The organism is Pantoea sp. GbtcB22 (genome assembly GCF_019091025.1).
GTDB classification, from domain to species: Bacteria; Pseudomonadota; Gammaproteobacteria; order Enterobacterales; family Enterobacteriaceae; genus Pantoea; species Pantoea leporis.
In genome coordinates this window covers 1432816-1458816 of the sequence record NZ_JAGXKB010000001.1, presented here as the reverse complement: position 1 = coordinate 1458816, position 26001 = coordinate 1432816, and the positions used below count along the sequence as shown (strand labels likewise).

Here is a 26001-nt window from a genome sequence, read left to right as displayed (position 1 = left end):
AGCGATTTCATCTCATGAAAAACAGGGCTGGAATGGCTATTGCCGTTGCGCGGGCTTGAAGCGCAACAAACGGTTAGCGTTGCTCACCACGGTAATGGATGACAGCGCCATCGCCGCGCCCGCGACAATCGGGCTCAGCAGCATGCCAGTAAACGGATAGAGCACGCCGGCCGCAATGGGAATCCCGAGGCTGTTGTAGATAAAGGCGCCCAACAGATTTTGCCGCATATTGCGCAGCGTAGCGCTGGAGATCGACAGCGCATCGGCGACGCAGTGCAGATCGTTGCGCATCAGCGTCATGGCGGCGGTTTCTACCGCCACATCGCTGCCGCCGCCCATTGCAATGCCGACATCCGCCTGCGCCAGCGCGGGCGCATCATTAATGCCGTCGCCGACCATCACCACTTTGCGGCCTTGCTGCTGTAACTGAGTAATCGCCTGCGCTTTGCCATCCGGCAACACGCCGGCAATCACTTCATCAATACCCGCTTCGGCGGCAATGGCCTGCGCGGTTTTCTGGTGATCGCCGGTCAGCATAATCAGGCGATAACCTTGCTGATGCAGACGCTGCAGCGCCGCTTTACTCTCGGGACGCAAGCTGTCACGCAGCGCGATCAATCCCAGCAGCTGCTGATTGTCGGCCAGCAGCACCGGCGTTGCGCCTTGTGCGGCGAAGCGCGCGATATCGTCCTGCGCGGCGCGGTAATCAACCTGCTGCTCATCTAGCAGCGCCTGATTCCCCAGCAGCAGCGTTCTGTCGGCAACTGTAGCGCTGATGCCTTTGCCGCGTATTGTACGAAATTGCTTAACCGCTTCGTTACTCACCGCAGGCGCAGCCTCAAGAATCGCTTTGGCGAGCGGATGGCTGGAGCCTTGCTCCATCTGCGCCGCCGCGCTGAGCACCTGCTCGCGATTCCACTCGCCATACAGCACCACATCGCTGACCTGCGGCGTGCCGCGCGTCAGGGTGCCGGTTTTATCAAATACAATGGTATCGACTTCGCTGGCTCGCTGCAGCGCATCGGCGTCACGTACCAGCACGCCCAGCTCTGCGGCACGCCCGACGCCCGCAATCACTGACATCGGCGTGGCTAAACCCAAAGCGCAAGGGCAGGCGATGATCAGCACCGTGGTGACAATCACCAGCGTGTAAGCCAGTTGCGGCTGCGGACCCGCCAGATACCAAATAACCCCGCTCAGCAGCGCAATCGCCACCACCACCGGCACAAATACGGCGGAGATGCGATCCGCCAGTCGGCCAATATCCGGTTTGCTGCTTTGCGCCTGACGCACCAGATTGATAATGCGCGCCAACGTGGTGTGGCTGCCGATGGCGCGCGCCACAAAGTGCAGCGTGCCGTCTTGTACCAGCGTACCGGCAAAGATTTTATCTCCCGGCTGTTTGGCCTGCGGCACTGCTTCACCGGTCAGCATCGCTTCATCCAGCCAGGCTTCACCGCTGGCGACCTCACCGTCCACCGGTACGCGATCGCCAGTGACCAGCTTCAGCGTCATGCCGGACTGAACCTCGCTGAGCGGCAACAGCGTTTCACCCTGATCGCTGATGACCCGCGCCTGCGCCGGGGTTAAATCCAGTAATCGTTCCAGCGCCTGCGAGGCGCGCTGGCGTGCGCGCTGCTCCAGCGCGTGGCCGAGATTGATCAGGCCAACGATCATCACGCTGGCTTCAAAATAGAGATGACGCGCCTGATGCGGGAAGAATTCGGGCCAAAGGGCGACGCTCATCGAATAGAGCCACGCCGCGCCGGTTCCCAGCGCCACCAGCGTGTCCATGGTGGCTGTGCCGTGACGCAAACTGCGCCACGCGCTGCGATAGAAGTGGCCGCCGGCCATCACCATCACCAGCAAGGTAATCACGCCGAGCGTGCGCCACAGCGTTTGGTTATCTGCGCTCAGCATCATGTTGTCGCCGAGCATGCCCCAAACCATCATCGGCACGCCGAGCAGCAACGCCAGCGCCGATTGCCAGCTAAAACGGCGCATGGCGTGCTGCGCGCTAACCTGCTGGCGTTCGCGGCGGGTTTGTTCATCCTCGATCACTTCGGCGGAATAACCAGCCTGATCGACCGCGCTCACCAGCGCTTCGGCGCTTGCATCACCCATGATCAGCGCGCTGCGCTCACCGAGATTGACGCGAGCCTGGCTGACGCCCGGCACTTTTTGCAGCGCCTGTTCCACGCGGCTTACGCAGCTGGCGCAGCTCATGCCGCCAATCAGTAAATGATGCACAGGAAGCTCAGCTTCAGTGGATTGTGCCGGTTGCGACTCCGTTGTCAGCGCCTCCGGCGGCGGCTCTGTAGCTGTCAACGGATCAGGCTTTGGGCTGGCTGCGCCGTCTTTCAGCACCGCGTGATAACCGGCTTGTTCAACCGTAGCGATCAGATCGCTGGCGCTCGCCGCACCGGTCACGCGCGCTTCTTGCTGCGTGACGTCCGCCTGTTCAACATCGCTGCGCTGCTCCAGCGCTTCTTTGACGCGTTTTACACAGTGGCCACAGGACAAGCCGTCCAGCGCCAGCAGTTGGGTATGTGACATGGTGTACTCCTCAGGCTAATGATTTTGACTGCATGCAAAATTTGCATTAGAACTACAGCCTAAACCTTCCCCTGAATGGAAGGTCAAGGGGGAAAGATGAACATCAGCGATGTGGCAAAAAAAACCGGACTCACCAGCAAAGCGATTCGCTTCTACGAAGAGAAGGGCGTGGTGACACCGCCGTCGCGCGGTGACAATGGCTATCGCCATTACGCGGCGCATCATATTGATGAGCTGAATCTGCTGCGCCAGGCGCGTCAGGTGGGTTTTACGCTGGAAGAGTGCCGTGAACTGGTGACGCTGTTCAACGATCCCGCGCGCCACAGCGCCGATGTTAAAGCGCGCACTTTGCAGAAAGCCGACGAGATTGCTGCGCACATCGAAGAGTTACATGCGATGCGCGCGCGCTTGCTGGAACTGGCGGAGGCTTGCCCCGGCGATGACAGCGCAGAGTGCCCGATCATCAATCATCTGGCCGGTTGCTGCCATCACGCCGATGGAAAGCGCGGCTGAATCATCAGCGTAATGCCGACCACGCCAGTGACAATCACCGGCGTGCCCGCCGGCAGGTCGCTGTCCGCCTGCACGCGCCAGCTGCTGTCACCAATGCGTACGTGTCCAAGGCCGTTTTTCAGCGCATTATCCAGCGTCAGCTGCATGCCCATTAACTGGTTACCGCGTTGGTTAAGCGTGTTAGCGACCTGCGACGATTCGCGATAGCGCATCCAGCGATGCCAGAAGAACGCGCTGAACAACGTCATCACCGCAAACACAATGCCCTGACTGGTCCATGAGATGGGAAACAGCCACTCAATCAGCGCCACCGCGACGGCGGCTAAGCCACTCCACAGCAGATAACCGCTGGTGCCGAGCATTTCGGCGGCCAACAGCAGGCCGCCCAGCGTCAGCCAGAACCAGTGTGGATGCGCAATCAGTTCCATCAGGATCATGGTCTGCGCTCCGTCCGGTTCTCCTTCAGCAGTTCACTGATACCGGCAATTGAACCGAGCAGGCTGCTGGCGTCCAGCGGCATCATCACCACTTTGCTGTTGTTGGCTTCGCCGATTTTTTGCAGCGCGTCGGTGTATTTCTGCGCCACAAAGTAGTTCACCGCCTGAATATCACCGGCGGCTATCGCCTCGGAGACCATGCGCGTCGCCGTGGCTTCCGCTTCCGCCTGACGCTCGCGCGCTTCAGCTTGCAGGAAGGCCGAGGTGCGTTCGCCTTCTGCTTTGAGGATTTGCGACTGCTTGTCCCCTTCGGCGCGCAAAATCGCCGCCTGACGTACGCCTTCGGCGGCAAGGATATCGGCGCGTTTGGTACGTTCCGCCTTCATCTGCGCGTTCATCGCGGCAATCAATTCCTGCGGCGGGCGCACGTCACGAATTTCGATACGGGTAATTTTCACGCCCCACGGATTGGTGGCTTCATCAACGATATGCAGCAGACGCGTGTTAATGTTGTCGCGCTGCGACAGCATCTCATCCAGCTCCATGCTGCCGAGCACGGTGCGGATATTGGTCATGGTCAGATTCAGGATCGAGAGTTCAAGATTGCTGACTTCGTAGGCGGCGCGCGCCGGATCGACAACCTGAATAAAGCACACCGCATCAATGGTGACGTTGGCGTTGTCTTTAGAGATGATTTCCTGGGAAGGGATATCGAGCACCTGTTCCATCATATTGATTTTGCGACCAATACGATCCATGAACGGCACAAGCAAATTGAGGCCGGGCGCCAGGGTTTTGGTGTAGCGGCCAAAGCGCTCTACCGTCCACTGGTAACCTTGTGGAACAATTTTTACACCGGCCCACACGGTAACGAGTGCGAGCACAATGATGACGGGAATGACCGTTAACATATAACCTCCTGGCTGTCAGATTGTCGGGCCGAGTCGTTCGGCCCGTTTAACGCGCGGTACCGATCAGTACAGCAGCGAGTAAAGCTGGCGGCGATAGCGCGTGGCGAGGGTGTCGCCGGTGCCGAGTGCGGCCAAAATTTCCTGGAACATTTTACGCACCTGGCCGTCACCGACGCTGAGATCGCTTTTCAGGAAGCTGAATAACAACTCCAGCGCTTCCTCGTTGCGGCCAACCTGATGCAGCTGTAACGACAGTTTAGCAGCCAGTTCGGCATTGGTCGGATCGCTGGCTAACTGCTCCTGCAACAGCTGAATTTCTGGCGTATCGGCGGCCTGCTTTAACAGGTCGATTTGCGAAATCAGGCTCTGATAGCGCGTGTCCTGATCCTGCAGCGGCACCGCATCCAGCACGGTTTCTGCCTCGTCGCTGCGGTTCAGGGTGATCAACACTTCTGCCAGCAGGAAGCCAATTTCGCTGTTTTTGTTGCTCAGCTGCCAGGCGTCTTTCAGCAGCGGCAGCGCTTCCAGCGGTTTGCCTTCGTGCATCAATTGCATCGCCTGCTGCGCTTTAACTTCTTCTTCACGCGGCAACACTTTTTGCAGCAGAGCGCGAATTGCCTCTTCCGGCTGCGGTCCCTGGAAGCCGTCAACCGGCTGACCGTTCTGGAACAGATAAACGGTTGGGATCGAGCGCAGGCCAAACTGCGATGCCACCATCTGCTCTTTATCGCAATCCAGCTTCGCCAAAATAAACTGACCCGCATACTCCTGCGCCAGGCGATCCAGCACCGGCGTCAGTTCCAGACAGTGCTGACTGCGTTCGGACCAGAAATAGAACAGCACCGGCAGCTGCATCGACTGTTCTAAGGTCTGCTGCAGGTTGGATTCGTTGATGTCGATAATCAAAGCGTGTGACATGAATACGTCTCTTGTCAGAAAGTGTGTTGAGGATATGGGGGCAAGCTGCCCCGGTTCAAGTTTGATTCTGCGTTGCAGCTTAGTTGCTGCGCAAAATGCGATCCAGTATCCAACCTGGCAGCAGGCGTTTCAGCAGGCTCATCGCCCAGGCCACCAGCGTTACCGGATAGCGCAGGCGCGGATGTTTGCTCTCTAACGCGTGGCGCAGCTTCGGCAAAATCGCTTCCGGCGGCAGCGTGAAACGCGCGGCGATGCCCGGATTTTGTACCGGTTTATCCTGCTGGCCCTGATGCACGTTATCGGTGAAACGCGTGCTTATCGGGCCCGGTTCAATCAGGCTAACGCGCACGCCAGAGTCGCGCACTTCAAGACGCAGCGCATCGCTCCAGGCTTCCAGCGCCCATTTGCTGGCGGCATAGGCGCCGCGCCCCGGCGTCGAGATCAGTCCCAGTACCGAACTGGTATTGACGATGCGTCCGTTGCCGCTGGCTTGCAGCGCGGGCAGCAGGCGCATGGTCAGTTGATGAGTGCCAAACAGATTGGTGGAAAATTGCTTCTCTAATTGCTGACGCGAAACGCTGCTGAGCGGCCCATATTGACCAAAACCGCCGTTGTTAAACAGCGCGTGCAGGCGATGATCGGTGAGTTCCAGCACGCGATCGGCTGCGGCATCGACGCTGGCAGCATCATCCAAATCCAGCTGCACGCCAGTAAATCCCAATGCTTCCATGCGCGCCACATCGTCGGCGCGGCGACAGGCGGCCAGCACGCGATAGCCGCGCGATAAAAGGTCATATGCGGCGACCAAACCAATGCCGCTCGAGCAGCCGGTGATGAGAATTGTTTTTTGCATTTCTTTACCCGTTAAAAATCACACGCCTGCATTAATCATGCTTTACTAGCGGAGCCAGTTCGGTCGCCATCAGGTTGGCGATAAACGGCTGAGCATCCGGATTGGGGTGAATTCCATCCTGCTGCATCCACTCCGGCTTCAGGTAGACCTGCTCCATAAAGAAGGGCACCAGAGGAATGTCGTACTGCTGTGCCAGGCGCGGATAGATCGCGCTAAACGCTTCCGTATAACGACGTCCATAATTAGCCGGCAGACGAATCTGCATCAGCAGCGGCTGCGCTTTCGCGGCTTTCACTTCGTCGATCACTTTGGTCAGATCCGCGGCGATATTCTGCGGCGGGAAACCACGCAGGCCATCGTTACCGCCCAATTCGATTAACACCCAGCGGGGTTGATGCTGTTTTAATAGGCCCGGTAAACGCGCCAGCCCTTGTCCTGCGGTATCTCCGCTGATGCTGGCGTTGACCACTTTGGGCTGCTGTTGCCACTCTTTATTCAGCAGGCTGGGCCAGGCCGCCGTGGCCGACATGCGATACCCGGCGCTCAGGCTGTCGCCCAATACCAGCAAGGTATCGGCGGCGGCGAGTCGGGACACCAGCAGAAGCAATAACAACAGGAAGGGATAATGCCAGCGGAAAACATTGTTGCAGTTCATCATCTTACTAAGTCCGTCGGTCAGGGAGAGCATCAGCTGACCATCCTTACCGGAGTTGAGCTGGTTGTCAAACCAGCTGAGACCCTCGCCCTGATTGGCGAGTCCGGCTCGGGCAAATCCACGCTGCTGGGCATTCTGGCCGGACTGGACGACGGCAGCAGCGGCGAAGTGCATCTGCTTGGCCAGCCGCTGCACAGCATGAATGAAGAGCAGCGTGCGGCGCTGCGTGCGCGCGAAGTGGGCTTTGTGTTTCAATCCTTTATGCTGGTGCCGACGCTGAATGCGCTGGAAAACGTGCAGCTGCCGGCGCTGCTGCGTGGCGACAGCGATCGCGAAAGTCGCCGCCAGGCGGTGGAACTGCTGACGGTGCTGGGTCTGAAAGATCGTCTGCACCATTTGCCGGCGCAACTTTCGGGCGGGGAGCAGCAGCGTGTGGCGCTGGCGCGTGCCTTTAGCGGCCGTCCCGGTTTGCTGTTTGCCGATGAACCCACCGGCAACCTCGACCGTAAAACCGGCGATCGTATCGCCGATCTGCTGTTCTCCCTCAACCGCGATTTTGCCACCACGCTGATTCTGGTGACGCACGATGAACAACTGGCGGCGCGCTGCGACCGTCGCTTACGGCTGCGCGACGGCAAGTTGTGGGAGGAGTCATGATTTGGCGCTGGTTCTGGCGCGAGTGGCGTTCGCCCTCGCTGCTGATTGTCTGGCTGGCGCTCACTTTAGCCGTGGCCTGCGTGCTGGCGCTGGGTTCGATCAGCGATCGCATGGAGAAAGGCTTAAGCCAGCAGAGCCGCGACTTTATGGCGGGCGATCGCACGCTGCGCACCACCGCGCCCGCGCCGGAAGCGTGGCTTAACAAAGCGCGTGACGAAGGGCTGTCGGTCAGCAGCCAGCTGCACTTTATGACCATGACCTTCGCGCAAGAGACGCCACAGCTGGCGGACGTGAAGGCGGTGGACAATGCCTATCCGATGTTCGGCACGCTGCAAACCGACCCGCCGGGCTTACGTCCACAAGCGGGCACAGTGTTGGCCGCGCCGCGTTTGCTGGCGCTGCTGAATCTGAAAGTGGGCGATAGCGTGGATGTCGGCGACACCACGCTGCGCATTGCCGGGGAAGTGATTCAGGAGCCGGATGGCGGCTTTAATCCGTTCCAGACCGCGCCGCGTCTGCTGATGAATCTGGTCGACGTAGAGAAAACCGGTGCGGTGCAGCCGGGCAGTCGTCTGAGCTGGCGCTATAAATTCTCCGGCGATCCGGCACCGCTGGCGCGCTATGACAGCTGGATCGCGCCGCAGCTAAAAGCCGATCAGCGCTGGATCAGCGTGGATAATTCGGAAGATGCGCTGGGCCGCTCGATGCAGCGTGCGCAGCAGTTTTTACTGCTTTCAGCCTTGCTGACGCTGATGCTGGCGATTGCTGCGGTGGCGGTGGCGATGAGTCATTACTGCCGCAGCCGCTACGATTTGGTGGCGGTACTGAAAACGCTGGGCGCAACGCGCAAGGCGCTGCAGCGGCTGATCATCGGTCAATGGTTGGCGGTGCTGCTGCTGGCGGCGATTGTCGGGAGCGCCTTAGGGCAGGGCATTGAAGTGATTCTGCTGCTGATGCTGAAACCGGTGCTGCCGGGCGCGCTGCCTGCGGCGAGTTTCTGGCCGTGGCTGTGGGCGATCGGCGCGATGTTTGTGATTTCGCTGCTGGTGGGTTTGCGTCCGTATCGTTTGCTGATGGCGACGCAACCGCTGCGCGTACTGCGGCGGGATGCGGTGGCGAACGTCTGGCCGCTGCGATTCTATCTGCCGGCAATGGCGCTGGTGGTGATTGGCTTGCTGGCGCTGCTAATGGGCGGCAGCAAAATGCTGTGGGCGCTGCTGGCGGGCGTGGTGATGCTGGCGCTGCTGCTGGCGTTACTCGGCTGGGGCACCTTGCTGCTGCTGCGTCGGCTGGTGGTGCGCAATCTGGCGCTGCGCCTGGCGATCAACCGTCTGCTGCGTCAACCGGCGATGACACTCAGCCAGCTGGCGGCGTTTTCGCTGTCATTTATGCTGCTGGCGCTGCTGCTGGTGATGCGCGGCGATCTGCTGGATCGCTGGCAACAGCAACTGCCGCCGGACAGTCCGAACTATTTCCTGCTGAACATCACCAAAGAGCAGGTGCCGCAGGTACGCGACTTCCTGGCTGGGCATCAGCTTAATCCGGAGACCTTCTACCCGATTGTGCGTGCACGTCTCACCGAGCTAAACGGCAAAGAGGCTGATCCGCAGCTGGATAACGCGCTGAATCGCGAACTCAATCTGACGTGGCAAGCGGAGCGTCCGGATCACAATCCGCTGATTTCCGGTAACTGGCCGCCGCAGCCCGGTGAAGTGTCGATGGAGGTGGAGCTGGCGGATCGTCTGGGCGTGAAGCTCGGCGATAGCTTAACCTTCAGCGGCGATACTCAGCAGTTCAGCGCCAAAATCACCAGCTTGCGCAAGGTGGATTGGGAGAGTCTGCGGCCGAACTTCTTCTTTATCTTCCCGCCGGGCGCGCTCGATCAACAGCCACAAACCTGGCTGACCAGCTTCCGCATGGAGAGCAATCCGGCGCTGCTGGCGCAGCTAAATCGTTCATTCCCGACGCTGAGCCTGCTGGATATCGGCAGCATGATGCGCCAGATCGGTCAGGTGCTGACGCAGGTGAGCCAGGCGCTGGAAGTGATGGTGGTGCTGGTAACGGTGTGCGGCGTGCTGCTGTTGCTGGCGCAGATCCAGGTTGGCATGCGTCAGCGTCGGCAGGAGTTGGTGGTCTATCGCACGTTGGGTGCCAGCAAGCGCCTGCTGCGCGGCACCTTATGGTGTGAGTTTGCGCTGCTTGGCGTGGTATCGGGGATTGCGGCGGCGCTGGGCGCGGAAGCGGCGCTGTGGGGCTTGCAGCGCAAGATCTTCGATTTCCCGTGGCAGCCAGACTGGACGCTATGGATTGCCTTGCCGATCGGCGGCGCGCTGCTGCTCTCGCTGTGCGGTGCCTGGTTGGGTATTCGACTATTAAAACAGAAGGCGCTGTTCAGAAGCTTCAGTGCCGGATAAGCAAAACGATTTGTCTTAAATTTAAGTTCTGGTCTGCGTGAGTCGACTCATGAAAGCAGACCAGACTTATTTAAGGCTAAACATGTCATCTCCACTTATCGTCAAATCCGTTGTTGAAATCGGCTGCTGTAAAGTCTGCCAGGGCGAGGCCACGCTGTATGGTGTGACCGATTTCAATACCATCTGTCATTCGGAAAATGCCAGTCGTTACACTTATCCGCTCACCGGCGTGGCGATTTATTATCATCAATGCCAGACCTGTGGTTTGGTGTATACCCACGCATGCGATGACTGGACGCCAGCGGATTATGCACAGCATATGTATAACGAGGCTTACGGGCAGTTTGATCCTAACTATGAGATCAATCGACCAATGAGAAATCGCGATCTGATTTTGACGTTATTCAAAAAATATCACGGCAAAAAAATGCTGGATTACGGTGGCGGCACCGGCACGCTGGCGCGCTTAATGCAGGAAGTGGGCATTGATATGGTGGCGTGGGATCCGTTTGTGCCCGGCGATTATCCAGAACTGAATTCTTATGAATTTATGACCAGTTTTGAGGTGTTTGAGCATACGCCGGATCCGCATAAAACGCTGGCAGAAGTGTCAGGTTTTTTGAAAAAAGGCGGGGTGTTTTTCTTCAGCACCGCGACCACTGACGAAGTGAGTCATTTGGGGATGACTGACTGGTATATTGCGCCGCGCACCGGTCATATTACGATTCATTCGGAAGCGTCGCTGAATGCATTGTTCAGTGCGCATGGGTTCCAGATTACGCATCTGAATCGCTGGAGCCATGTGGCGATGAAGATGGTGGGATAAAGGGAGTTCTGAGCGGGCTGATGCCCTCACCCCGGCCCTCTCCCACAGGGAGAGGGAGACAACATGTTAGCTCGATTGGTTCCCTTTCCCAGTGGGAGAGGGAGATGTTGGCGCGATCGGTTCCCTCTCCCGGTGGGAGAGGGCTAGGGTGAGGGGAAAAACAGCTGAACTACAGCTTTTCAACTGCCCACGCAATCCCGCTTGCATACGCTTCCGGCAGCAGCGGCACCAGCGCATTCAAGGCTGACGCCAGACGCGCGTGATCGCTATCGGTGAGATTAAGATGCCCAACCTTGCGGCCTTCACGCACCTCTTTGTCATACCAATGCAGATGCACCAGCGGCTGCTGCAGCCACGCCAGATTCATCTCAGTACCAATCAGATTCACCATCACCGACGGCGCAAACACCACCGGCTTTGGCAGCGCCAGGCCCAAAACCGCACGCAGATGCAGTTCGAACTGGCTGATTGACGCGCCATTCTGCGTCCAGTGGCCGCTGTTGTGCACGCGCGGTGCTAACTCGTTGATCAGCAAACCTTCTGGCGTAATGAAACACTCCATCGCCATCACACCAACATACTTCAGCTCATGCATGATGGCGCTGAGCATCGCTTCTGCCTGCTGTTGCTGTGCGGCATCGGCCCGCGGGAACGCCACGCTGGTGCGCAGAATGCCGTCCTGATGCAGGTTATGCGTTAACGGATAAAACACCGTGCTGCCATCGTGTCCGCGCGCACCGACCAGCGACACTTCGCCGCTGAAATTAATGCCCTGCTCAACGATGCATTCGCCGTAGCACTCATCCGGCAGCGCGTCGGTTTCATTGGCGCGCAAACGCCACTGACCGCGGCCGTCATAGCCGCCGGTACGACGCTTTACAATCGCCAGTTCGCCAAGCGAGTTGAACACATTTGGCCACTCGGCTTTATCGGCCAGCAGCTGCCACGGCGCGGTGGCGAGGTTCAGCTGATCCAGCAGCTGTTTTTGCGTCAGGCGATCGGCCAGACGCGGGAAAATATCGCGATTCACAAAGGCCGGATGGCTCGCCAGTTCGCGGGTTAACGCGGTTTCCGGCCAGCGCTCGATCTCAGCGGTGATCACGCTTTCGACGATCGGCAGCGCAGAAGGTTCCGCATCCAGGCCCACCGGATACACCGCGATACCCAGCGGTTCACCCGCCTGGCGCAGCATGCGGCCTAACTGACCATTTCCTAATACGCAAACCGGCTTCATACGTCCTCCCGCGGATCCGGGTTGTTCAGCACTTCATCAGTTTGCGTTTGACGCCAGTGGGCGATGCGCGTTGACAGCGCGCTGTCGTGGATCGCCAGAATCTGTGCCGCCAGCAGGGCGGCGTTGGCAGCACCGGCTTTACCAATTGCCAGCGTACCCACAGGAATGCCGCGGGGCATCTGCACGATGGAGTAGAGGCTATCGACGCCGCTCAGCGCCGCACTTTGCACGGGCACGCCCAGCACCGGCACCAGCGTTTTCGCGGCCAGCATGCCCGGCAAATGGGCAGCACCGCCGGCACCGGCGATGATCACCTGAAAACCGTTGTCGGCGGCGGTTTCCGCGAAGCTAAACAGTTTGTCGGGCGTACGGTGAGCTGAGACCACTTCAACGTGGAAGGGAACATCCAGGCTGTTAAGAATTTCCTCGGCGAACTGCATGGTAGCCCAGTCACTTTTGGAACCCATGACAATGGCGATACGGGCCGGGGCGGCGTTGGATGACATGCGGTCAACTCCTGTGAATATGCAAACGAACCTGGCCGGGCGGGCAGGCGAAGAAAGGCACAGAGAATAGCATGAGATGGCAGCAAGGAAAACGGTTGCGTAGGCGGAAAACGGGCATTGATGCCCGGATTTCAGAAGGGGAATTCGATCAGGCTTACGCCGTTGGCATCAAGCTGAATCATCGATCCGTTCTTATGCCAGGCACCCAGCACCGCGCGCTGGGCGTTTTCGCCGTGTAGCGGGAAGGCGTGAATGGCGGGACGATGCGTGTGGCCGTGAATCAGAATCGGCACCTCTTGGCGCGTCATCGCGGCTTCCACCGCGGACTGATTGACGTCCATGATGCTGACCGATTTATGCTGATTCGCCTGCTTGCTGCCATTGCGCATGCGCGCGGCAATGCGCATGCGCAGACGCAGCGGCAACGTGAGGAACAGACGCTGCAACCAGCGCTGATGCATTTTGGCGCGGAAACGCTGATAGCCTTCGTCGTCGGTACACAAGGTGTCGCCGTGCATGATCAACACACGATGTCCGTAGCGATCGAGCACCTTCTCTTCCGGCAGCAGCGTCATGCCGCTGGCACGCGCAAAACGCTGGCCGAGCAGGAAGTCGCGATTGCCGTGAATAAAGAACTTCGGCACCGGCAGCGCCTTGAGCGCCGCAGCGATTTGCTGATGCAGCGGATTAGGATCGTCGTCGCCGATCCAGGCTTCAAACAGATCGCCGAGGATGTAAAGCGCATCGCACGTGCGCGCTTCACCCTGCAAAAAATGCAGAAAACCGGCAGTAATTGCCGGTTCTTCATGACACAGATGCAGATCTGCGATAAACAGCGTGCGCGACATTACTCGCTAACAGTCACTTTCTGGATGACAACATCTTCAACCGGAACGTCCTGATGCATGCCGCTGCGGCCGGTTTTCACCGCTTTGATTTTCTCAACCACGTCCATGCCTTCAACCACTTCAGCGAACACGCAGTAACCCCAGCCTTGCAGGCTTTCGTCACGGAAGTTCAGGAAGTCGTTGTCTGCCACGTTGATAAAGAACTGGGCTGTTGCAGAGTGTGGCGCCTGAGTACGCGCCATCGCCAGGGTGCCTTTGGTGTTTTTCAGGCCGTTGTTCGCTTCGTTGCGGATGTCTGCTTTGGTATCTTTCTGCTTCATGCCAGGCTCAAAACCGCCGCCCTGAATCATGAAACCGTTGATTACGCGATGGAAGATAGTGTTATCGTAAAAACCTTCCGCGCAGTATTCCAGGAAGTTCTTCACGGTAGCCGGCGCTTTGTCATCGAAAGTTTTGATTACGATATCGCCATGGTTCGTTTGGAAAGTGACCATTATTTTCTTCCTGTCAAGGTTGTCGTCAGTATCAACTGCCACGCCTGTAAGCCGGCGGGGCATTTTTGTAGACGCTTCTTATATCACAATTTCCAATAACGCGTCAGTAACCGGACGGCAGTTGGCAACCGAGCGATGCACAAGTCAGAAAAATACGGCACAATAACCGGCTTGATGTTTGTCAGTTAAGAGATGAAAACCGTTCTCATAGCGCGCACATTCCGTAGCGGCGCAATTTATTGCGCGATAAATCGCGCCGCTACGGAATGTGCAGTCACGGATTACAGTGGTTAACTGGTTGGCTTGACGCAATAAACAGCAAGATTTTTGATAGTTCTATTCCCGCACACGTAAATAAACGGAACCGTTCAATGCTAAAGATTTATAACACCCTGAGTCGACAGAAAGAGGAATTCAAACCCATCCATGCCGGTCAAGTCGGTATGTACGTGTGTGGTATCACGGTTTACGACCTCTGTCATATCGGCCATGGGCGTACATTTGTGGCATTCGACGTGGTGGCGCGTTATCTGCGTTACGTGGGCTATCAGCTGAAGTATGTGCGTAACATCACCGATATCGATGACAAAATCATCAAACGTGCCAATCAAAACGAGGAAAGCATCGAAACGCTGACCAACCGCATGATCGCTGAAATGCATAAAGATTTTGTGGCGCTCGGCATTCTGCCGCCGGATCTGGAGCCGCGCGCCACCCGCCACATCGACGAGATTATCGAGCTGGTCGGCAGGTTGATTGAGCGTAAGCACGCGTACGTGGCGGACAACGGCGACGTGATGTTCGATGTGATGAGCGACAAAGATTACGGCGTGCTGTCGCGTCAGGATCTGGAGCAGCTGCAGGCCGGCGCGCGCGTCGAAGTGGCGGATGTGAAGCGCAATCCGATGGACTTCGTGCTGTGGAAGATGTCTAAAGCCGACGAACCGGCGTGGAACTCGCCGTGGGGCAACGGCCGTCCAGGCTGGCACATCGAATGTTCGGCGATGAACTGCAAACAGCTTGGCACCCATTTCGACATTCACGGCGGCGGTTCGGACCTGATGTTCCCGCACCACGAAAACGAAGTGGCGCAATCCACCTGTGCGCACGATGGTCCGTATGTGAATTACTGGATGCACTCCGGCATGGTGATGGTTGATCGCGAGAAGATGTCGAAATCGCTGGATAACTTCTTCACCGTGCGCGATGTGTTGCAGCACTACGATGCCGAAACCGTGCGTTACTTCCTGATGTCGGGACACTATCGCAGCCAGCTCAACTACGGCGAAGATAACCTCAATCAGGCGCGTGCGGCGCTCGAGCGCTTGTACACCGCGCTGCGTCATACCGATGCCAGCGCCACGGCGGCGGGTGGCGAAGAGTTCGAAGCGCGTTTCCGTACCGCGATGGATGACGACTTCAACACGCCGGAAGCCTATTCGGTGCTGTTCGATATGGCGCGTGAAGTGAATCGTCTGAAGACCGAAGACAAAGCCTCCGCTGATGCGCTGGCAGCGAAACTGCGCCAGATCGCTAACGTGCTCGGCATTTTGCAGCAGGATCCCGAGCAGTTCCTGCAGAGCGGTGCGCAAGTGAATGACGATGAAGTGGCGGAAATCGAGCATTGGGTGAAAGCCCGTTCCGACGCGCGTGCAGCCAAAGATTGGGCGCAGGCGGATGTGGCGCGCGATAAGCTCAATGAGTTGGGCGTGATCGTTGAGGATGGGCCGCAAGGTTCCAGCTGGCGACGCAAATAACCGGAGAGGGCGAGAAATCGCCCTTTTTTATTGATGGCGATTGAACAGATTCATATTCACGGCTTCCGATCGGTGCGCGACCTGACGCTACCGCTGCAACAGCTCAACGTGGTGAGCGGCCCGAACGGCTGCGGTAAATCTAACCTGTATAAAGCGGTGCGATTGCTGCACGAAGCGGCGAGCGGACGTTTAGCGCTGGCGCTGGCGGAAGAGGGCGGCATCCAGAAAGCGATGTGGGCGGGCGGATTACGGCGCGGCGATCGTCGCCACGATCCCAAACGTCTGGCGCTCGCGGTGGTGATGGATGATATGGATTATCAGCTTGATATCGGTTTTCCTGAGCCGTTAGCCACCAGCATGTTTAACCTCGATCCGCTGGTGAAAGAGGAGCGTATATGGATGAGCGGCCAGCGTCGGCGTCCTTCCTCCTGCATCCTGCAGCGGCAAAATCAAACCGCTTTCCTGCACAACGTTGAGGGCGAACGCGTTGCTTATCCTGCGGTGCTGCATCCGGAAGAGTCGCTGTTTGGGCAGCTTGGCGAGCCGCACCTTTATCCCGAGCTTTCGCAGGTACGTGAAAGGTTACGCCAGTGGCGTTTCTATCATGAGTTTGCGGTGTGGCCCGGTTCGCCGATTCGTGCGCCGCAGATTGGTGTACGCGCGCCGATACTGAGCCACGATGGCAGCAATTTGGCCGCAGCCTGGGCCACGATTGTTGAACGCGGTCATTCCGAATTACTGCTCGAGGTGATGGCCGAAGCCTTCCCGGACACGGAATTTCACGTTGACGTGCAGAACGGGCGTTTTCAGATGCTGATGTCACGGCGGGGGATTTTGCGTCCGCTGGAGAGCGCCGAGTTCTCGGATGGCACGCTGCGCTTTCTCTGCTTAGTGGTGGCGCTGCTCAGCCCGCGTCCGCCGGCGTTTATGGCGCTAAATGAACCGGAAAACAGTTTGCATGAAGACTTGTTGCCTGCATTAGCGCGACTGATCGCCGAAGCCAGCCAGTTTAGCCAACTGTGGATCACCAGCCATTCACCGAAACTGGCGACGCTGATTGCGCAGCATACGGCGGTGAATCATATCGCGCTGGAGCAAATTGAAGGGGAAACTCGGGTAGTGGGGGAAGAGCGAATTTAGGCGTCCCGATTGGGACGCCTAAAGGTCAGGCAACAACCGTAATCTTAAAGCCCGCAAACTCGACCTTCTGGCCTTCAACAATCTTGCAGCGCTTACGCGTTTCAACTGCGCCATCGACGCGCACTTCGCCTTCCGCAATCACCGCTTTCGCCTGCGCACCGCTTTGCACCCAACCTTCGAGTTTCAGCAGGTCGCACAAATCTACGTGGGCATGTTTACCGAGAGAAAAACTGGCCATTATGCCTCCTCAATGTCGTGAAATTCTTCACACGCCGTCAGCGTGTTTTGGATCAGTGTAGCAACCGTCATTGGACCGACGCCGCCTGGAACGGGCGTAATGTACGAGGCGCGCTCAGCAGCCGCTTCGAACTCCACATCACCCACCACTTTACCGCTGTCGAGACGGTTGATACCCACATCAATCACCACCGCGCCCGGCTTGATCCAGTCGCCCGGAATAAAGCCCGGCTTGCCGACAGCTACCACCAGCAGATCGGCGTGCTCAACGTGATGACGCAGATCTTTGGTGAAACGGTGCGTAACGGTGGTGGTACAACCGGCGAGCAGCAGCTCCATGCTCATCGGACGGCCAACGATATTCGATGCGCCAACCACCACGGCGTTCAGGCCGTAAGTATCGATATTGTAGCGCTCCAGCAAAGTAACGATGCCGCGCGGCGTACACGGGCGCAGCTTCGGCGCGCGCTGGCACAGACGACCGACGTTGTACGGATGGAAGCCATCCACATCTTTGTCCGGCACGATGCGCTCCAGCACTTTGACGTTATCGATGCCGGCTGGCAGCGGCAGCTGCACCAGAATGCCGTCGATGTCGTTATCGTTGTTGAGCGTATCAATCAGCTCCAGCAGCTCGGCTTCGCTGGTGGTGGCGGGTAGATCGTATGAGCGGGAGATGAAGCCCACTTCATCACAAGCACGACGTTTGCTGGCGACATAGATCTGCGAAGCTGGGTTTTCACCCACCAGCACAACTGCCAAACCGGGCGCACGTTTACCGGCTGCCAGACGCTGCTGTACTTTTTCAGCAACCTCAAGGCGCACCTGCTGCGCAATCGTTTTACCGTCAATAATTTTTGCTGCCATCAGAGAGGAAATCCATCTGTAGAGGGTTAGATCGGGGATGGCGCCTATTCTGTCAGAAGCGCGTGCGGCTGTCAGGTAGAGATTCGCCATCAACGCCGCTTTCCCGATTTTTCGCCGTGGCGTCCGCCCGCGTTAGCGCTTATGATGCCGGGCAGTGAATGAGATGGATGACGTGATGATTTGGTTAATTCTCGCCACGCTGGCGGTGGTGTTCGTGGTAGGTTTTCAGCTGCTGACGGCCAGCTCGCGCCATGCGGTGCAGGCGCTCAATAAACGGTTGCAACTGCCGCCGGTGCATATCGAATCGATGTTGTCGCTGATGGGCAAAGAGGCGGCAAAAGAGTTTACCGACTACATCGCGGGCGATAACGACACGCATCTGCACAATGGCGCGGCGGTGCTGCTGATTTGGCAGGTGCTGATTGTCGATGGCAGCGACGAGAATAAGCAGCGCTGGCATGGCATTCTGAGCCGGGCTGGGTTTTCTGCGCTGATATCGAGGCAACAGCTGTTGCTGGCGTTGGGGTTCTTGCGCCAGCTGGAACCGGACAGCCAGGAATTGCATGCGCTGCGCGACCAGTACAATGCGCACTTTACGCAGCAAGGGATTGAGCTGGAAGGCGAAACCGAGCAGGGCGGGAATCTGGTGTCGATGAGCGAGTGGCGCAAGCGGCATTAAGGGGTTTTGGTTAATCTGGCAGCACTCCGCTTATGTTCAAGGGCAAAAACGTTGACGCGCGAGCCGCTGGACGTATAATCCGACCCCATCACTATGCGCCCTTAGCTCAGCTGGATAGAGCACCGGCCTTCTAAGCCGTAGGTCACAGGTTCGAATCCTGTAGGGCGTACCATTTTCAAGTCAACACACTTCTACTGAACTCGCTTTATTTCTAATACTTTCTGATTTTCGATGATCTATTGTAGCTAGATTGAAGAACCCTAATCAAAAATTAGAGTTCTTATGCATGACTATTCCGCTAAGCCATCTATTTTTCCAACTACTTCGTCAATAAAGTCATCCGTTTTAGCACAAATAAATTTCTTTAAAAATTGTTCAATGCGCATATTTAACTTGAATAAAGGTAGTTTGACACCGTCCTGCTTTTCAAAATAGAGCTTGGCTTTTTCTTTATTTACCGTTTCTTTTAGTGCATCGAAACGGCCAAAGTTATTTAAGTTTTTATCATTAACGTTATCAGCCATTAATGTTACGAGCTGTCCTTTATCTAAACCAAGTGCATTGACAACAGCATTCAACTGCGCATTTTCAGCATTATCTTTGTAGGTGTTTATATAGTCCCTAAAAGTATAGCCTTCAATTAGCTGCGCATCGCCGCGCTGCAAATCGTGTAAGAAAAGCTTGGCATACTTTTGCTCGCTTTGAGTTAACGACGCAAACGATTTGTGCAGTTCATTTAAAGTGGTTTCAATGCTTGCAGGATCGTGGTGTTTGTTAAGCTCTTTTAGATACTTATCGAAACGACTATTCATGTAGTCGGCATCGATTTTACCCGTATCTATTTCAGTCAAATAACCACTAATATCAAAAGGTATATCGCCATCCCCCGCGCCATCGCGATCACCTTTGCCTACCAACTCTTTATAGCGCAGGACCAAGCTAAGGTAAGTTTGTTCATCTATGGCCAGCGTTACCTCATGTTCAACATCATTTTCAGTAAAGGAATAGACAGACTGCTCCCAATGCAAGCCTTGTACTTTGGCGGCTTCAAGATGCTGGTTAAAAGCGTTAAATAATTTGGTGAACTGGGCACAGGATTCTATATCCTCTGGCAGTTTTTCAAAATTATCAATACCTGCGTTCGTAAACAGCTCGGTAATGTTAGCCATTAATTCATTAATGGATTCTAGATTACTTTCTAATCTATCAACAAATAAGCCGATAGGCCTATCGCCGGAATAGAGTTTTACCGCATCCTTAATGTGCTGTTCCATGGTATGTGGATAGCGATAATAACGGATAACGCCGTGGGGTTTGTCCGGGCCAAATAATCGATTTGTGCGTGAGAAGGCTTGAATAATATTTTGGTATTTAATCACTTTGTCTAAATATAAGGTGTTGAGCCATTTAGAGTCAAAGCCAGTGAGCATTTGATCCACCACGATCAATAAATCTAATTGCTTTGAAGGCTCGGTGTGAATACGTTCGTAGGGCTTTTTATGTGCAAGACGTGCCGCTAAATCTTTTTTAAACGCCGCATGGCGGGAAAAATCAAAATCCTGACCGTAACGCGCGTTATAGTCACCCATAATTTCGTCCAGACCATCGCCTTTAAAGGTGGGGCCACGGTCGCTACTGCCGTCGTTATCAATGTTCGGGTCAAATAGGGCCGATACTTTAAGTTCAGGTTTAGCGGATTTTAAATGACGGTAATAGTCAATGGCTTCGGCAATGCTGTTAGTGGCCAAAATGGCGTGGAATTTATTGCCTTGGCTGAGCACATCCCATTTATGCAGAATATCTTCAACCACTTTGGCTTGGTGAGTTTCGCTTAAATATTGGCTTTTAGGTACATAGTTTTCAATGCCTTTGTGGTACTTGCCTGTGGCGTCTTTATGGCCAGCCATCGGCACGTTATTTATAAAGTGGTTAAACTTTTTCTTTTTGGCTGGGTTATCCATAGCCTCCATCACCGAGCCGGCTTTGGCTTGCTCTAACGCCACTGCTTGTCTTAGATCACTGTCTCTAAAGGTGGGTACTTTGTAAGGGTCGAAACCCAGCACGTTGCCATCGCGTATACCATCGGCAATGCTATAGCGGTGTAGCTCGTTGCCAAATACGGTACTGGTGGTATTGCCATTTTTTTCGTTTTCTTCTTGAATTGGTGTCCCAGTAAAGCCAAAAAACAAGGCGCGCGGAAAGGTACGTTTAATAATAATCAGCATGTCGCCAAAGGTAGAACGGTGCGCCTCATCGACAATAAACACCAAACGCTTAGCGCGAATTTTTTCTATATCCGCAGAGTTGGTGGCCGTGCCTTCATCGTCTACCGCCTCAAAAATATTACTCATTTTTTGAATTGAGCTAACAATTAATGTATCGGCAGGGGCGATGCTTTTTAATTTGGTGATGAGTACGTGAGTATTTTCGGTGGCTTGAACGTCTTCGCCATCGCCAGCAAAATTGCGGTATTCCGCGAGCGACTGGGTGCCCAGTTCAATCCTGTCCATTAAAAAAATCACTTTATCGGCATCTTTGGATTGTGCAATTAATTGTGCAGATTTAAAGCTGGTCATGGTTTTACCCGAACCTGTGGTATGCCATACATACCCCCCTAGGCGATCGGGATTATTGGCCGCGCTGCCTAGTTGCTGCCAGTTGGTTTTGGCCACTTTGTCAGATATCGCATTGGCGGCGTAATACTGATAACTGCGCATTACCTTCAGCACGCCGTCGGTATCGTCGGCGACGGTATAAAAGCCAATCAACTGGTGCGCCATGGGAATAGAAAGTAAGGTAGAGGCGATGTCTTTCCAGTGGTTCATGGGTTCATTATTAAAATCGGCCCAGTTAAACTGATAGTCGAGGTTAAACTTGCCGTCTAACCCTGGATTGGCAAAGTATTTTGTCTCATTTGGTTCCATTGCCACAAAGACCTGGATAAGCGAAAGCAAGCCGCTAAAGACACCCTCTTTGCTGTATTTTTCAATTTGGTTCACTGCCTGGCTAACTGGAATACCACTACGCTTTAGCTCTACATGAATCACCGGCATACCGTTGATTAGTAATAGCACATCCCCGCGTCTGTCGTTGCGCAAAGGGCTGCCACGTTCAAATTTTGGTTGCTGCACAATTTGGTAACGGCTTTGGCCTGCGGCGATTTCCTGGCGATCATATATTTTTAAGCTGACTTCTTTGCCCATATGCAAGTTATCGGCTGAGTTATCGCGCTTAATTGCCACTGTTTTGCCGTTTATTAAACCGTTGAGCTTGAGCGGGGTTTTTAGTTCTTTAATTTGCTCAATAATTTGCTGCATTTCAGTTTCGGTAAGCGGGACATCGTTTAAGCGATCCCGCTGGCGATTATTTTCAAATAAAATGTTCGCCCAGTTTTGCAGTAAATCGGCTTCGGTTTTGTTTTTGAGTATCTCCGACTCCCAACCTTTGTTGGTGAGTACCTCAATAAAGGCCTGCTCAAAATGCGCTTCGGTTTTAAAGGTGGTCATCTGTTGCAGCTCCTCTCTAAACGAACATTTTTCTTAAGCAGGCTTGCTTGATGTTATTAAGTTTAGTGATTTGTTGTTGATGTTGATTGATTAAGATGTCGAGTTTTTGAAAATAGTTGGCGATTTGGGTTTGTTCTTCATGGGAGCATGTATTTATCGGTGTTGCTTTCGCTTGTTCGATTGTGTAATGCGCGATCGTTCCTGTATGGGAAATACTATTAATGTATTTTTTGAAAGTTGCGCTAAAGAAAAATGTATATAGGAAATACCCATTGAATTTATTATTATTCTTTAGCCAAAGTAAATCAGCATCCTTAAAATATAATGGATTATTATTCTGGACAAGATAAGGGATGCCAATGGATCCGCCTCCAGTTATAAGAAGATCATCATTTGTTACCTTGCCAATTTTCTCAGATAGTTTGTAGTAAATATCGTGAGAAATAAATATTTTAGTGTTTTCCTGTCCTTTGTAAATAGATACAACATCGCTTGTTCTAAAAAATGGTACACCTGATTCAGTCCACTGATCTTTATGAACTCGAGCGGCAGACCTGATATCTATTAAGTCACCTAGGCTATTTTTAATCCAATTTCCACTAAACCCTTTAAAGCGGATTTCTGGAATGGTTTCGCCTTGTTTGGGAAACATTTTTTCCAGCATGGCTTTTTTAATGTTGCTGAGCTTGTCATGCTTTTGTTGGTGTTTATTTATCAGCTCGTCTAGCTTTTGGAAGTAGTTGCCGATGGTAATTTGCTCTTTTTTTTCGAAAGGTATGGTAACAATAAACTTTAAAATACTTGCTTTTGTTAACTGTGGCTGAGCGCTGCCAAAACTAATCGTCTCTATCTTTTTTTTTCCTTCAGGAGATTTCAAGTACTGAGAGATAATGCTTGGAACTATATTGTCTTTGACGCGTAAAATCAGCATGCCTGAATTTATTCTTGCAAAAGGGATTGCTTTACTAATATTTTTGTTGTACCAAGCGATATGGCCAATTGAACCTCTAGAGGTCAAGATAATATCGTTAATAATTAATTTTCCGCTACCTAGACTCTCTGATTTATCTTTAGTTATATATTGCCTAGTATCAAATCTGAATCCGCTCTTCGTAACATTGGATGCACTTAAAAATAAAGTGTGTCCTTGTGCTTTAAGCTCTTCTCCATTTGGGTAGTTAAGGCCTCGATCTCCATCCAATACATCAGAAATCTCCTCTAAAGGAAAAGATTTCCAGGCATCACTAAACCCCTTAAATCGAATCTCCGGCATCTTATTATCAACACTCATTTTATTCACCCTTCAATAAGTTAGTGAGTTCGGCCAAGCCCTGCATATCAAATTCATTCCCAGTGAGTTCACCCATCATCTCCGCCAGTTCTTGCTCGGTAGTTTTAATGTCATGGGCCACCTGCGAATAGGTGACGGCGTATTTATCAGCAAGGGCTTGCACTTGGCTAGTGAGTTGGCTAATCACGGCGTTTGGCATGGTGGCGAGTTCGGTGCTTAATGGCGCAATCCATTTAAGGTGCAGCAGGTTGTTCACCTGTTCAACGGTTAAGGTCTCTATGGTTGTTTTGGTTTTTGAGTGCAGTGCAGCGGCTGCATCTTTGACCGTCTTTTTAAGGTTTTTTTCTTCATCAATTAATTTGTTCACGAAAATGATTTTGGCTTCAAAGCTTTCTTCTGCGAAATTAACTTTCTTATCTTTTTGTTCTTTCAAGAAGGCCTTGGCCGCTTTGCCTACTTCAGCATTGGCAAAACCGTCTTTACTTTCTTTGACAATATCTTGTTCTTTTTCTTCTTCAGTTAGAGACTCTAAAATTTCTTCCAGCATGCTGGCAATTTCTGCCAGGCGTGTTTCTTTATCTGCCAAAGCCTGTACGTCGTTACTTAAATATGTTTGTTGCACTAAATCAAAGGGCAATATGTGGCCTTTCCAGCCGTCTTGCACTTCGGTGTCTTTGCCGTCTTTCTTTTTGATGACTATGTTAGGGTCAACTTGTTTCGTAGTAGCAAAGCCTTCGGTCTGCATCATCTCTAAATCGGCGCTGATGATTTGCCATTGGTTGTTCAGAAATTGGAAAGCCTGGTATTTGTCGATTAAGGCAATCGGGGCTAAGCGAGTAAATAGCTCGGTACTTAATACCGACTCTTGTTGGTTACGCTTTACGCTGTGCCAGTTTTGTATTAACTGGGTGTTTAGGTAGTCATCAAAGCCATTAAAGGCTTGATTGTAGGCGCTGACAAACGCTAACACTTGCGGGTGGCCACTAATGCAGGCGTTGACGTCTTGTTTGGCAATGGCCAGCTCACTATAAGCGGCGGATTTTGGCGAAAACAGAGTATTGTGCAATTGCGGGAAAGCTTGCCAAAAACTGTTTAGCTCGGCAATTTCGCTGTTGGGAATGCCGCCGAGCATGGTGGCGTGTAAATCCCAGCTTTGTGTCGCCGCAGATGAATCCACATAGCGCGGTATATTCAGATTGTAACCGTTGTCGCACAGGGTTTGTTTGCTTACCAGTTGGGAGAATTTGTCGATACTTTCTCGATTAATCACTGCATCTGTAATTCGCTTGATATCACTGGCTTGCAGTTTGTTGTTTTTGCCTTCTTTCAAAAAGTGTTTGGAGGCATCGATCACTAGCACATCGGTATTTAAGCGTTTTTGCTTGAGTACTAAAATCACCGTGGGAATACCGGTGCCAAAAAAGATATTAGCCGGTAAACCGATAACAGTATCAATATGATTTTGTTCAATCAGTTGCTTGCGGATTTGACCTTCTTCACCGCCACGGAATAAAACACCGTGAGGCAATACAATCGCCATAACACCATCAGGTTTTAGGTGATAGAGGTCATGCAGCAAAAATGCAAAATCGGCTTTGGTTTTAGGTGCCAGGCCAAAACGTGAATAGCGTGGATCGCTGTCTTTAAAGCTTGGGTCCCAGTTTTGTGAGTAAGGCGGATTAGATACGACTGCATCGACGTGCACGGCGTAATATGAGCCTTGTGGATCGTTTTCGTCAAAATATGGCCAATCTTCTTCAAGGGTGTCGCCATTACGGGTTTTAATATTACTGGCTTTGATACCACGCATGATGAGGTTCATACGGGTTAGGTTGTAGGTATTAGCTTTTAACTCTTGCGCGTAATAGGTGATGCGGTCTTTGTTTTTAGCATATTTCTCGAATGCCCCACCGATATTGATCAGTAACGAACCGGACCCGGAAGTTGGGTCGTAAATTTTGATAGCATCTTTATGTTTTAATTCATGAGCGATGATGTTCGACATCAATACTGAGACTTCATGAGGTGTGTAAAACTCACCGGCTTTTTTACCGGCATTGGCGGCAAACTTTTCAATTAGGTATTCGTAGATGTAGCCCAGTACGTCATACCCTTGATTGCCATTCATGGGGATGCTTTTGATCAGGTGCAGTAAATCGCTAATGGCTTTAGTGCGTTTGCCTGCACTTTCACCCAGTTTGCTTAGACCTGTTTCTAAGGTAGTGAAAATGCCTTCAAACAGTTTTTTATCATTTGGCGAAATTAAACGGCTAAAGGCCGAGAGTGCATCTCGTACGTTAGATTCGTCAAAATCAGATTTTGGATCTATCCATGTAGAAAACAAGTTTTCGTAGGCTATGAAATAGCCCAAATTGCTTTGCACATATTCAACGGTGTCGGCGTGTTCTTCATTGTGTGTTTTGATGTCTTCGGGCGTCATACCTTCTTTGGATACAAACTGCACCAGCTGGTCGCTTAGATACTTGTAGAAGATAAAGCCGAGTATGTAATCTTTGTATTCGTTAGCTTCAATTTTAGATCGCATCTGGTTAGCCGATTCCCAGATTTTTGCCGCAAGCTGCTGTTTGTTCACTATAAATCCTGTTAAAACGATTTTTTCGGAAAGGGATCTTTTAGAGGGAGGATTGTACGTTTGAAGAGACCTTCTTGCCAGCGGCAAGGCTTGATCAGTCTGTGACAGT

Annotated in this window: 22 protein-coding genes and 1 tRNA gene; 8 read left to right on the top strand and 15 right to left on the bottom strand. The window is 53.4% G+C overall.

Translation table 11 applies throughout. The features are described from left to right. Window positions 1-36: 36 nt before the first annotated feature. Window positions 37-2556, bottom strand: a complete 2520-nt coding sequence (gene copA, locus KVT28_RS06875; protein WP_217547361.1) for a copper-exporting P-type ATPase CopA — start codon at window positions 2554-2556, stop codon at window positions 37-39. Between the two features lie 96 nt (window positions 2557-2652). On the opposite strand from copA, the gene cueR reads away from it, so the two are divergent. Further along, on the top strand, window positions 2653-3069 hold the full coding sequence (gene cueR / locus KVT28_RS06870; protein WP_101762384.1) for a Cu(I)-responsive transcriptional regulator: 417 nt from the start codon (window positions 2653-2655) through the stop codon (window positions 3067-3069). Here the strand turns inward: cueR and KVT28_RS06865 are convergent. From KVT28_RS06865 to tesA, 5 genes are all read right to left on the bottom strand, one after another. Further along, complete coding sequence (locus KVT28_RS06865; protein ID WP_101762557.1) at window positions 3045-3503, bottom strand: NfeD family protein; 459 nt, start codon at window positions 3501-3503, stop codon at window positions 3045-3047. The two genes, cueR and KVT28_RS06865, sit on opposite strands and share 25 nt — an antisense overlap. Beyond that, window positions 3503-4417, bottom strand: coding sequence for an SPFH domain-containing protein (locus tag KVT28_RS06860; protein ID WP_101762383.1), 915 nt, complete (start codon window positions 4415-4417; stop codon window positions 3503-3505). Before KVT28_RS06860 ends, KVT28_RS06865 begins: the two co-directional genes overlap by 1 nt. Window positions 4418-4480: 63 nt before the next feature. Further along, window positions 4481-5335 (bottom strand): co-chaperone YbbN, encoded by an 855-nt coding sequence (locus KVT28_RS06855; protein WP_101762382.1) that lies wholly within the window; start codon window positions 5333-5335, stop codon window positions 4481-4483. Window positions 5336-5414: 79 nt separating this feature from the next. After that, on the bottom strand, window positions 5415-6188 hold the full coding sequence (locus KVT28_RS06850; RefSeq protein WP_217547359.1) for an SDR family oxidoreductase: 774 nt from the start codon (window positions 6186-6188) through the stop codon (window positions 5415-5417). 31 nt (window positions 6189-6219) lie between these two features. Further along, the gene (gene tesA / locus KVT28_RS06845) at window positions 6220-6846 is read right to left on the bottom strand and encodes a multifunctional acyl-CoA thioesterase I/protease I/lysophospholipase L1 (RefSeq protein ID WP_176971305.1); all 627 of its coding nucleotides are present in this window, start codon (window positions 6844-6846) and stop codon (window positions 6220-6222) included. Here tesA and ybbA point away from each other — a divergent pair. The 3 genes from ybbA (at window position 6814) to KVT28_RS06830 (ending at window position 10740) form a co-directional block, all read left to right on the top strand. Further along, a complete protein-coding gene (gene ybbA / locus KVT28_RS06840; RefSeq protein ID WP_217547357.1) occupies window positions 6814-7500 on the top strand; it encodes a putative ABC transporter ATP-binding protein YbbA in 687 nt (228 codons plus the stop codon). The two genes, tesA and ybbA, sit on opposite strands and share 33 nt — an antisense overlap. Beyond that, window positions 7497-9914: a putative ABC transporter permease subunit YbbP gene (gene ybbP / locus KVT28_RS06835; protein ID WP_217547355.1), complete on the top strand. Its 2418-nt coding sequence runs from the start codon at window positions 7497-7499 to the stop codon at window positions 9912-9914. Before ybbA ends, ybbP begins: the two co-directional genes overlap by 4 nt. Before the next feature lie 82 nt (window positions 9915-9996). After that, a complete protein-coding gene (locus KVT28_RS06830; RefSeq protein WP_101762377.1) occupies window positions 9997-10740 on the top strand; it encodes a class I SAM-dependent methyltransferase in 744 nt (247 codons plus the stop codon). Window positions 10741-10909: 169 nt separating this feature from the next. On the opposite strand, the gene purK is transcribed toward KVT28_RS06830, so the two are convergent. The 4 genes from purK to ppiB all read right to left on the bottom strand — a co-directional run bounded on the left by purK (window position 10910) and on the right by ppiB (window position 13822). Beyond that, the gene (gene purK / locus KVT28_RS06825; RefSeq protein ID WP_217547353.1) at window positions 10910-11974 is read right to left on the bottom strand and encodes a 5-(carboxyamino)imidazole ribonucleotide synthase; all 1065 of its coding nucleotides are present in this window, start codon (window positions 11972-11974) and stop codon (window positions 10910-10912) included. Beyond that, the gene (gene purE, locus KVT28_RS06820) at window positions 11971-12480 is read right to left on the bottom strand and encodes a 5-(carboxyamino)imidazole ribonucleotide mutase (protein ID WP_101763309.1); all 510 of its coding nucleotides are present in this window, start codon (window positions 12478-12480) and stop codon (window positions 11971-11973) included. The genes purK and purE overlap by 4 nt, the downstream gene beginning before the upstream one ends. 131 nt (window positions 12481-12611) lie before the next feature. Next, on the bottom strand, window positions 12612-13328 hold the full coding sequence (locus KVT28_RS06815) for a UDP-2,3-diacylglucosamine diphosphatase (protein ID WP_217547350.1): 717 nt from the start codon (window positions 13326-13328) through the stop codon (window positions 12612-12614). After that, window positions 13328-13822 (bottom strand): peptidylprolyl isomerase B, encoded by a 495-nt coding sequence (ppiB, locus tag KVT28_RS06810; RefSeq protein ID WP_008103818.1) that lies wholly within the window; start codon window positions 13820-13822, stop codon window positions 13328-13330. Before ppiB ends, KVT28_RS06815 begins: the two co-directional genes overlap by 1 nt. Before the next feature lie 371 nt (window positions 13823-14193). On the opposite strand from ppiB, the gene cysS reads away from it, so the two are divergent. Both cysS and KVT28_RS06800 read left to right on the top strand, forming a co-directional pair. Next, the gene (gene cysS / locus KVT28_RS06805; RefSeq protein WP_217547348.1) at window positions 14194-15579 is read left to right on the top strand and encodes a cysteine--tRNA ligase; all 1386 of its coding nucleotides are present in this window, start codon (window positions 14194-14196) and stop codon (window positions 15577-15579) included. A 33-nt stretch (window positions 15580-15612) separates the two neighbouring features. Next, entirely contained in the window at window positions 15613-16719 is a 1107-nt protein-coding gene (locus KVT28_RS06800; RefSeq protein WP_217547345.1) for an AAA family ATPase, read from the top strand. A gap of 25 nt (window positions 16720-16744) precedes the next feature. Here the strand turns inward: KVT28_RS06800 and ybcJ are convergent, their stop codons facing one another. Both ybcJ and folD read right to left on the bottom strand, forming a co-directional pair. Continuing rightward, complete coding sequence (ybcJ, locus tag KVT28_RS06795) at window positions 16745-16957, bottom strand: ribosome-associated protein YbcJ (protein ID WP_007890771.1); 213 nt, start codon at window positions 16955-16957, stop codon at window positions 16745-16747. Further along, on the bottom strand, window positions 16957-17823 hold the full coding sequence (folD, locus tag KVT28_RS06790; RefSeq protein WP_036648219.1) for a bifunctional methylenetetrahydrofolate dehydrogenase/methenyltetrahydrofolate cyclohydrolase FolD: 867 nt from the start codon (window positions 17821-17823) through the stop codon (window positions 16957-16959). Before folD ends, ybcJ begins: the two co-directional genes overlap by 1 nt. A gap of 175 nt (window positions 17824-17998) precedes the next feature. Here folD and KVT28_RS06785 point away from each other — a divergent pair, with 175 nt between their 5' ends. Further along, window positions 17999-18502: a DUF1198 family protein gene (locus KVT28_RS06785; RefSeq protein WP_217547342.1), complete on the top strand. Its 504-nt coding sequence runs from the start codon at window positions 17999-18001 to the stop codon at window positions 18500-18502. 95 nt (window positions 18503-18597) lie between these two features. Then, window positions 18598-18674: transfer RNA gene (locus tag KVT28_RS06780), tRNA-Arg, on the top strand. A gap of 118 nt (window positions 18675-18792) precedes the next feature. Here the strand turns inward: KVT28_RS06780 and KVT28_RS06775 are convergent. The 3 genes from KVT28_RS06775 to KVT28_RS06765 are packed head-to-tail and all read right to left on the bottom strand — an operon-like array spanning window position 18793 to window position 25892. Further along, window positions 18793-22008, bottom strand: coding sequence for a type I restriction endonuclease subunit R (locus tag KVT28_RS06775; RefSeq protein ID WP_217547340.1), 3216 nt, complete (start codon window positions 22006-22008; stop codon window positions 18793-18795). 16 nt (window positions 22009-22024) lie between these two features. Next, window positions 22025-23299, bottom strand: coding sequence for a restriction endonuclease subunit S (locus KVT28_RS06770; protein WP_217547337.1), 1275 nt, complete (start codon window positions 23297-23299; stop codon window positions 22025-22027). Window position 23300: 1 nt separating this feature from the next. After that, window positions 23301-25892 carry a type I restriction-modification system subunit M gene (locus tag KVT28_RS06765; RefSeq protein WP_217547335.1) on the bottom strand — a complete coding sequence of 864 codons (2592 nt, stop codon included), beginning with the start codon at window positions 25890-25892 and terminating at the stop codon, window positions 23301-23303. Window positions 25893-26001 lie beyond the last annotated feature (109 nt).

Coding starts and splice junctions, on each gene's coding strand:
- purK (WP_217547353.1), bottom strand. CDS start 11,974: ATGAAGCCGGTTTGCGTATTAGGAAATGGTCAGTTAGGCCGCATGCTG.
- ybbP (WP_217547355.1), top strand. CDS start 7,497: ATGATTTGGCGCTGGTTCTGGCGCGAGTGGCGTTCGCCCTCGCTGCTG.
- purE (WP_101763309.1), bottom strand. CDS start 12,480: ATGTCATCCAACGCCGCCCCGGCCCGTATCGCCATTGTCATGGGTTCC.
- KVT28_RS06860 (WP_101762383.1), bottom strand. CDS start 4,417: ATGTTAACGGTCATTCCCGTCATCATTGTGCTCGCACTCGTTACCGTG.
- KVT28_RS06785 (WP_217547342.1), top strand. CDS start 17,999: ATGATTTGGTTAATTCTCGCCACGCTGGCGGTGGTGTTCGTGGTAGGT.
- ppiB (WP_008103818.1), bottom strand. CDS start 13,822: ATGGTCACTTTCCAAACGAACCATGGCGATATCGTAATCAAAACTTTC.
- tesA (WP_176971305.1), bottom strand. CDS start 6,846: ATGATGAACTGCAACAATGTTTTCCGCTGGCATTATCCCTTCCTGTTG.
- KVT28_RS06855 (WP_101762382.1), bottom strand. CDS start 5,335: ATGTCACACGCTTTGATTATCGACATCAACGAATCCAACCTGCAGCAG.
- copA (WP_217547361.1), bottom strand. CDS start 2,556: ATGTCACATACCCAACTGCTGGCGCTGGACGGCTTGTCCTGTGGCCAC.
- folD (WP_036648219.1), bottom strand. CDS start 17,823: ATGGCAGCAAAAATTATTGACGGTAAAACGATTGCGCAGCAGGTGCGC.
- cysS (WP_217547348.1), top strand. CDS start 14,194: ATGCTAAAGATTTATAACACCCTGAGTCGACAGAAAGAGGAATTCAAA.
- ybbA (WP_217547357.1), top strand. CDS start 6,814: ATGCCAGCGGAAAACATTGTTGCAGTTCATCATCTTACTAAGTCCGTC.
- ybcJ (WP_007890771.1), bottom strand. CDS start 16,957: ATGGCCAGTTTTTCTCTCGGTAAACATGCCCACGTAGATTTGTGCGAC.
- KVT28_RS06815 (WP_217547350.1), bottom strand. CDS start 13,328: ATGTCGCGCACGCTGTTTATCGCAGATCTGCATCTGTGTCATGAAGAA.
- KVT28_RS06800 (WP_217547345.1), top strand. CDS start 15,613: ATGGCGATTGAACAGATTCATATTCACGGCTTCCGATCGGTGCGCGAC.
- KVT28_RS06850 (WP_217547359.1), bottom strand. CDS start 6,188: ATGCAAAAAACAATTCTCATCACCGGCTGCTCGAGCGGCATTGGTTTG.
- cueR (WP_101762384.1), top strand. CDS start 2,653: ATGAACATCAGCGATGTGGCAAAAAAAACCGGACTCACCAGCAAAGCG.
- KVT28_RS06775 (WP_217547340.1), bottom strand. CDS start 22,008: ATGACCACCTTTAAAACCGAAGCGCATTTTGAGCAGGCCTTTATTGAG.
- KVT28_RS06830 (WP_101762377.1), top strand. CDS start 9,997: ATGTCATCTCCACTTATCGTCAAATCCGTTGTTGAAATCGGCTGCTGT.
- KVT28_RS06770 (WP_217547337.1), bottom strand. CDS start 23,299: ATGAGTGTTGATAATAAGATGCCGGAGATTCGATTTAAGGGGTTTAGT.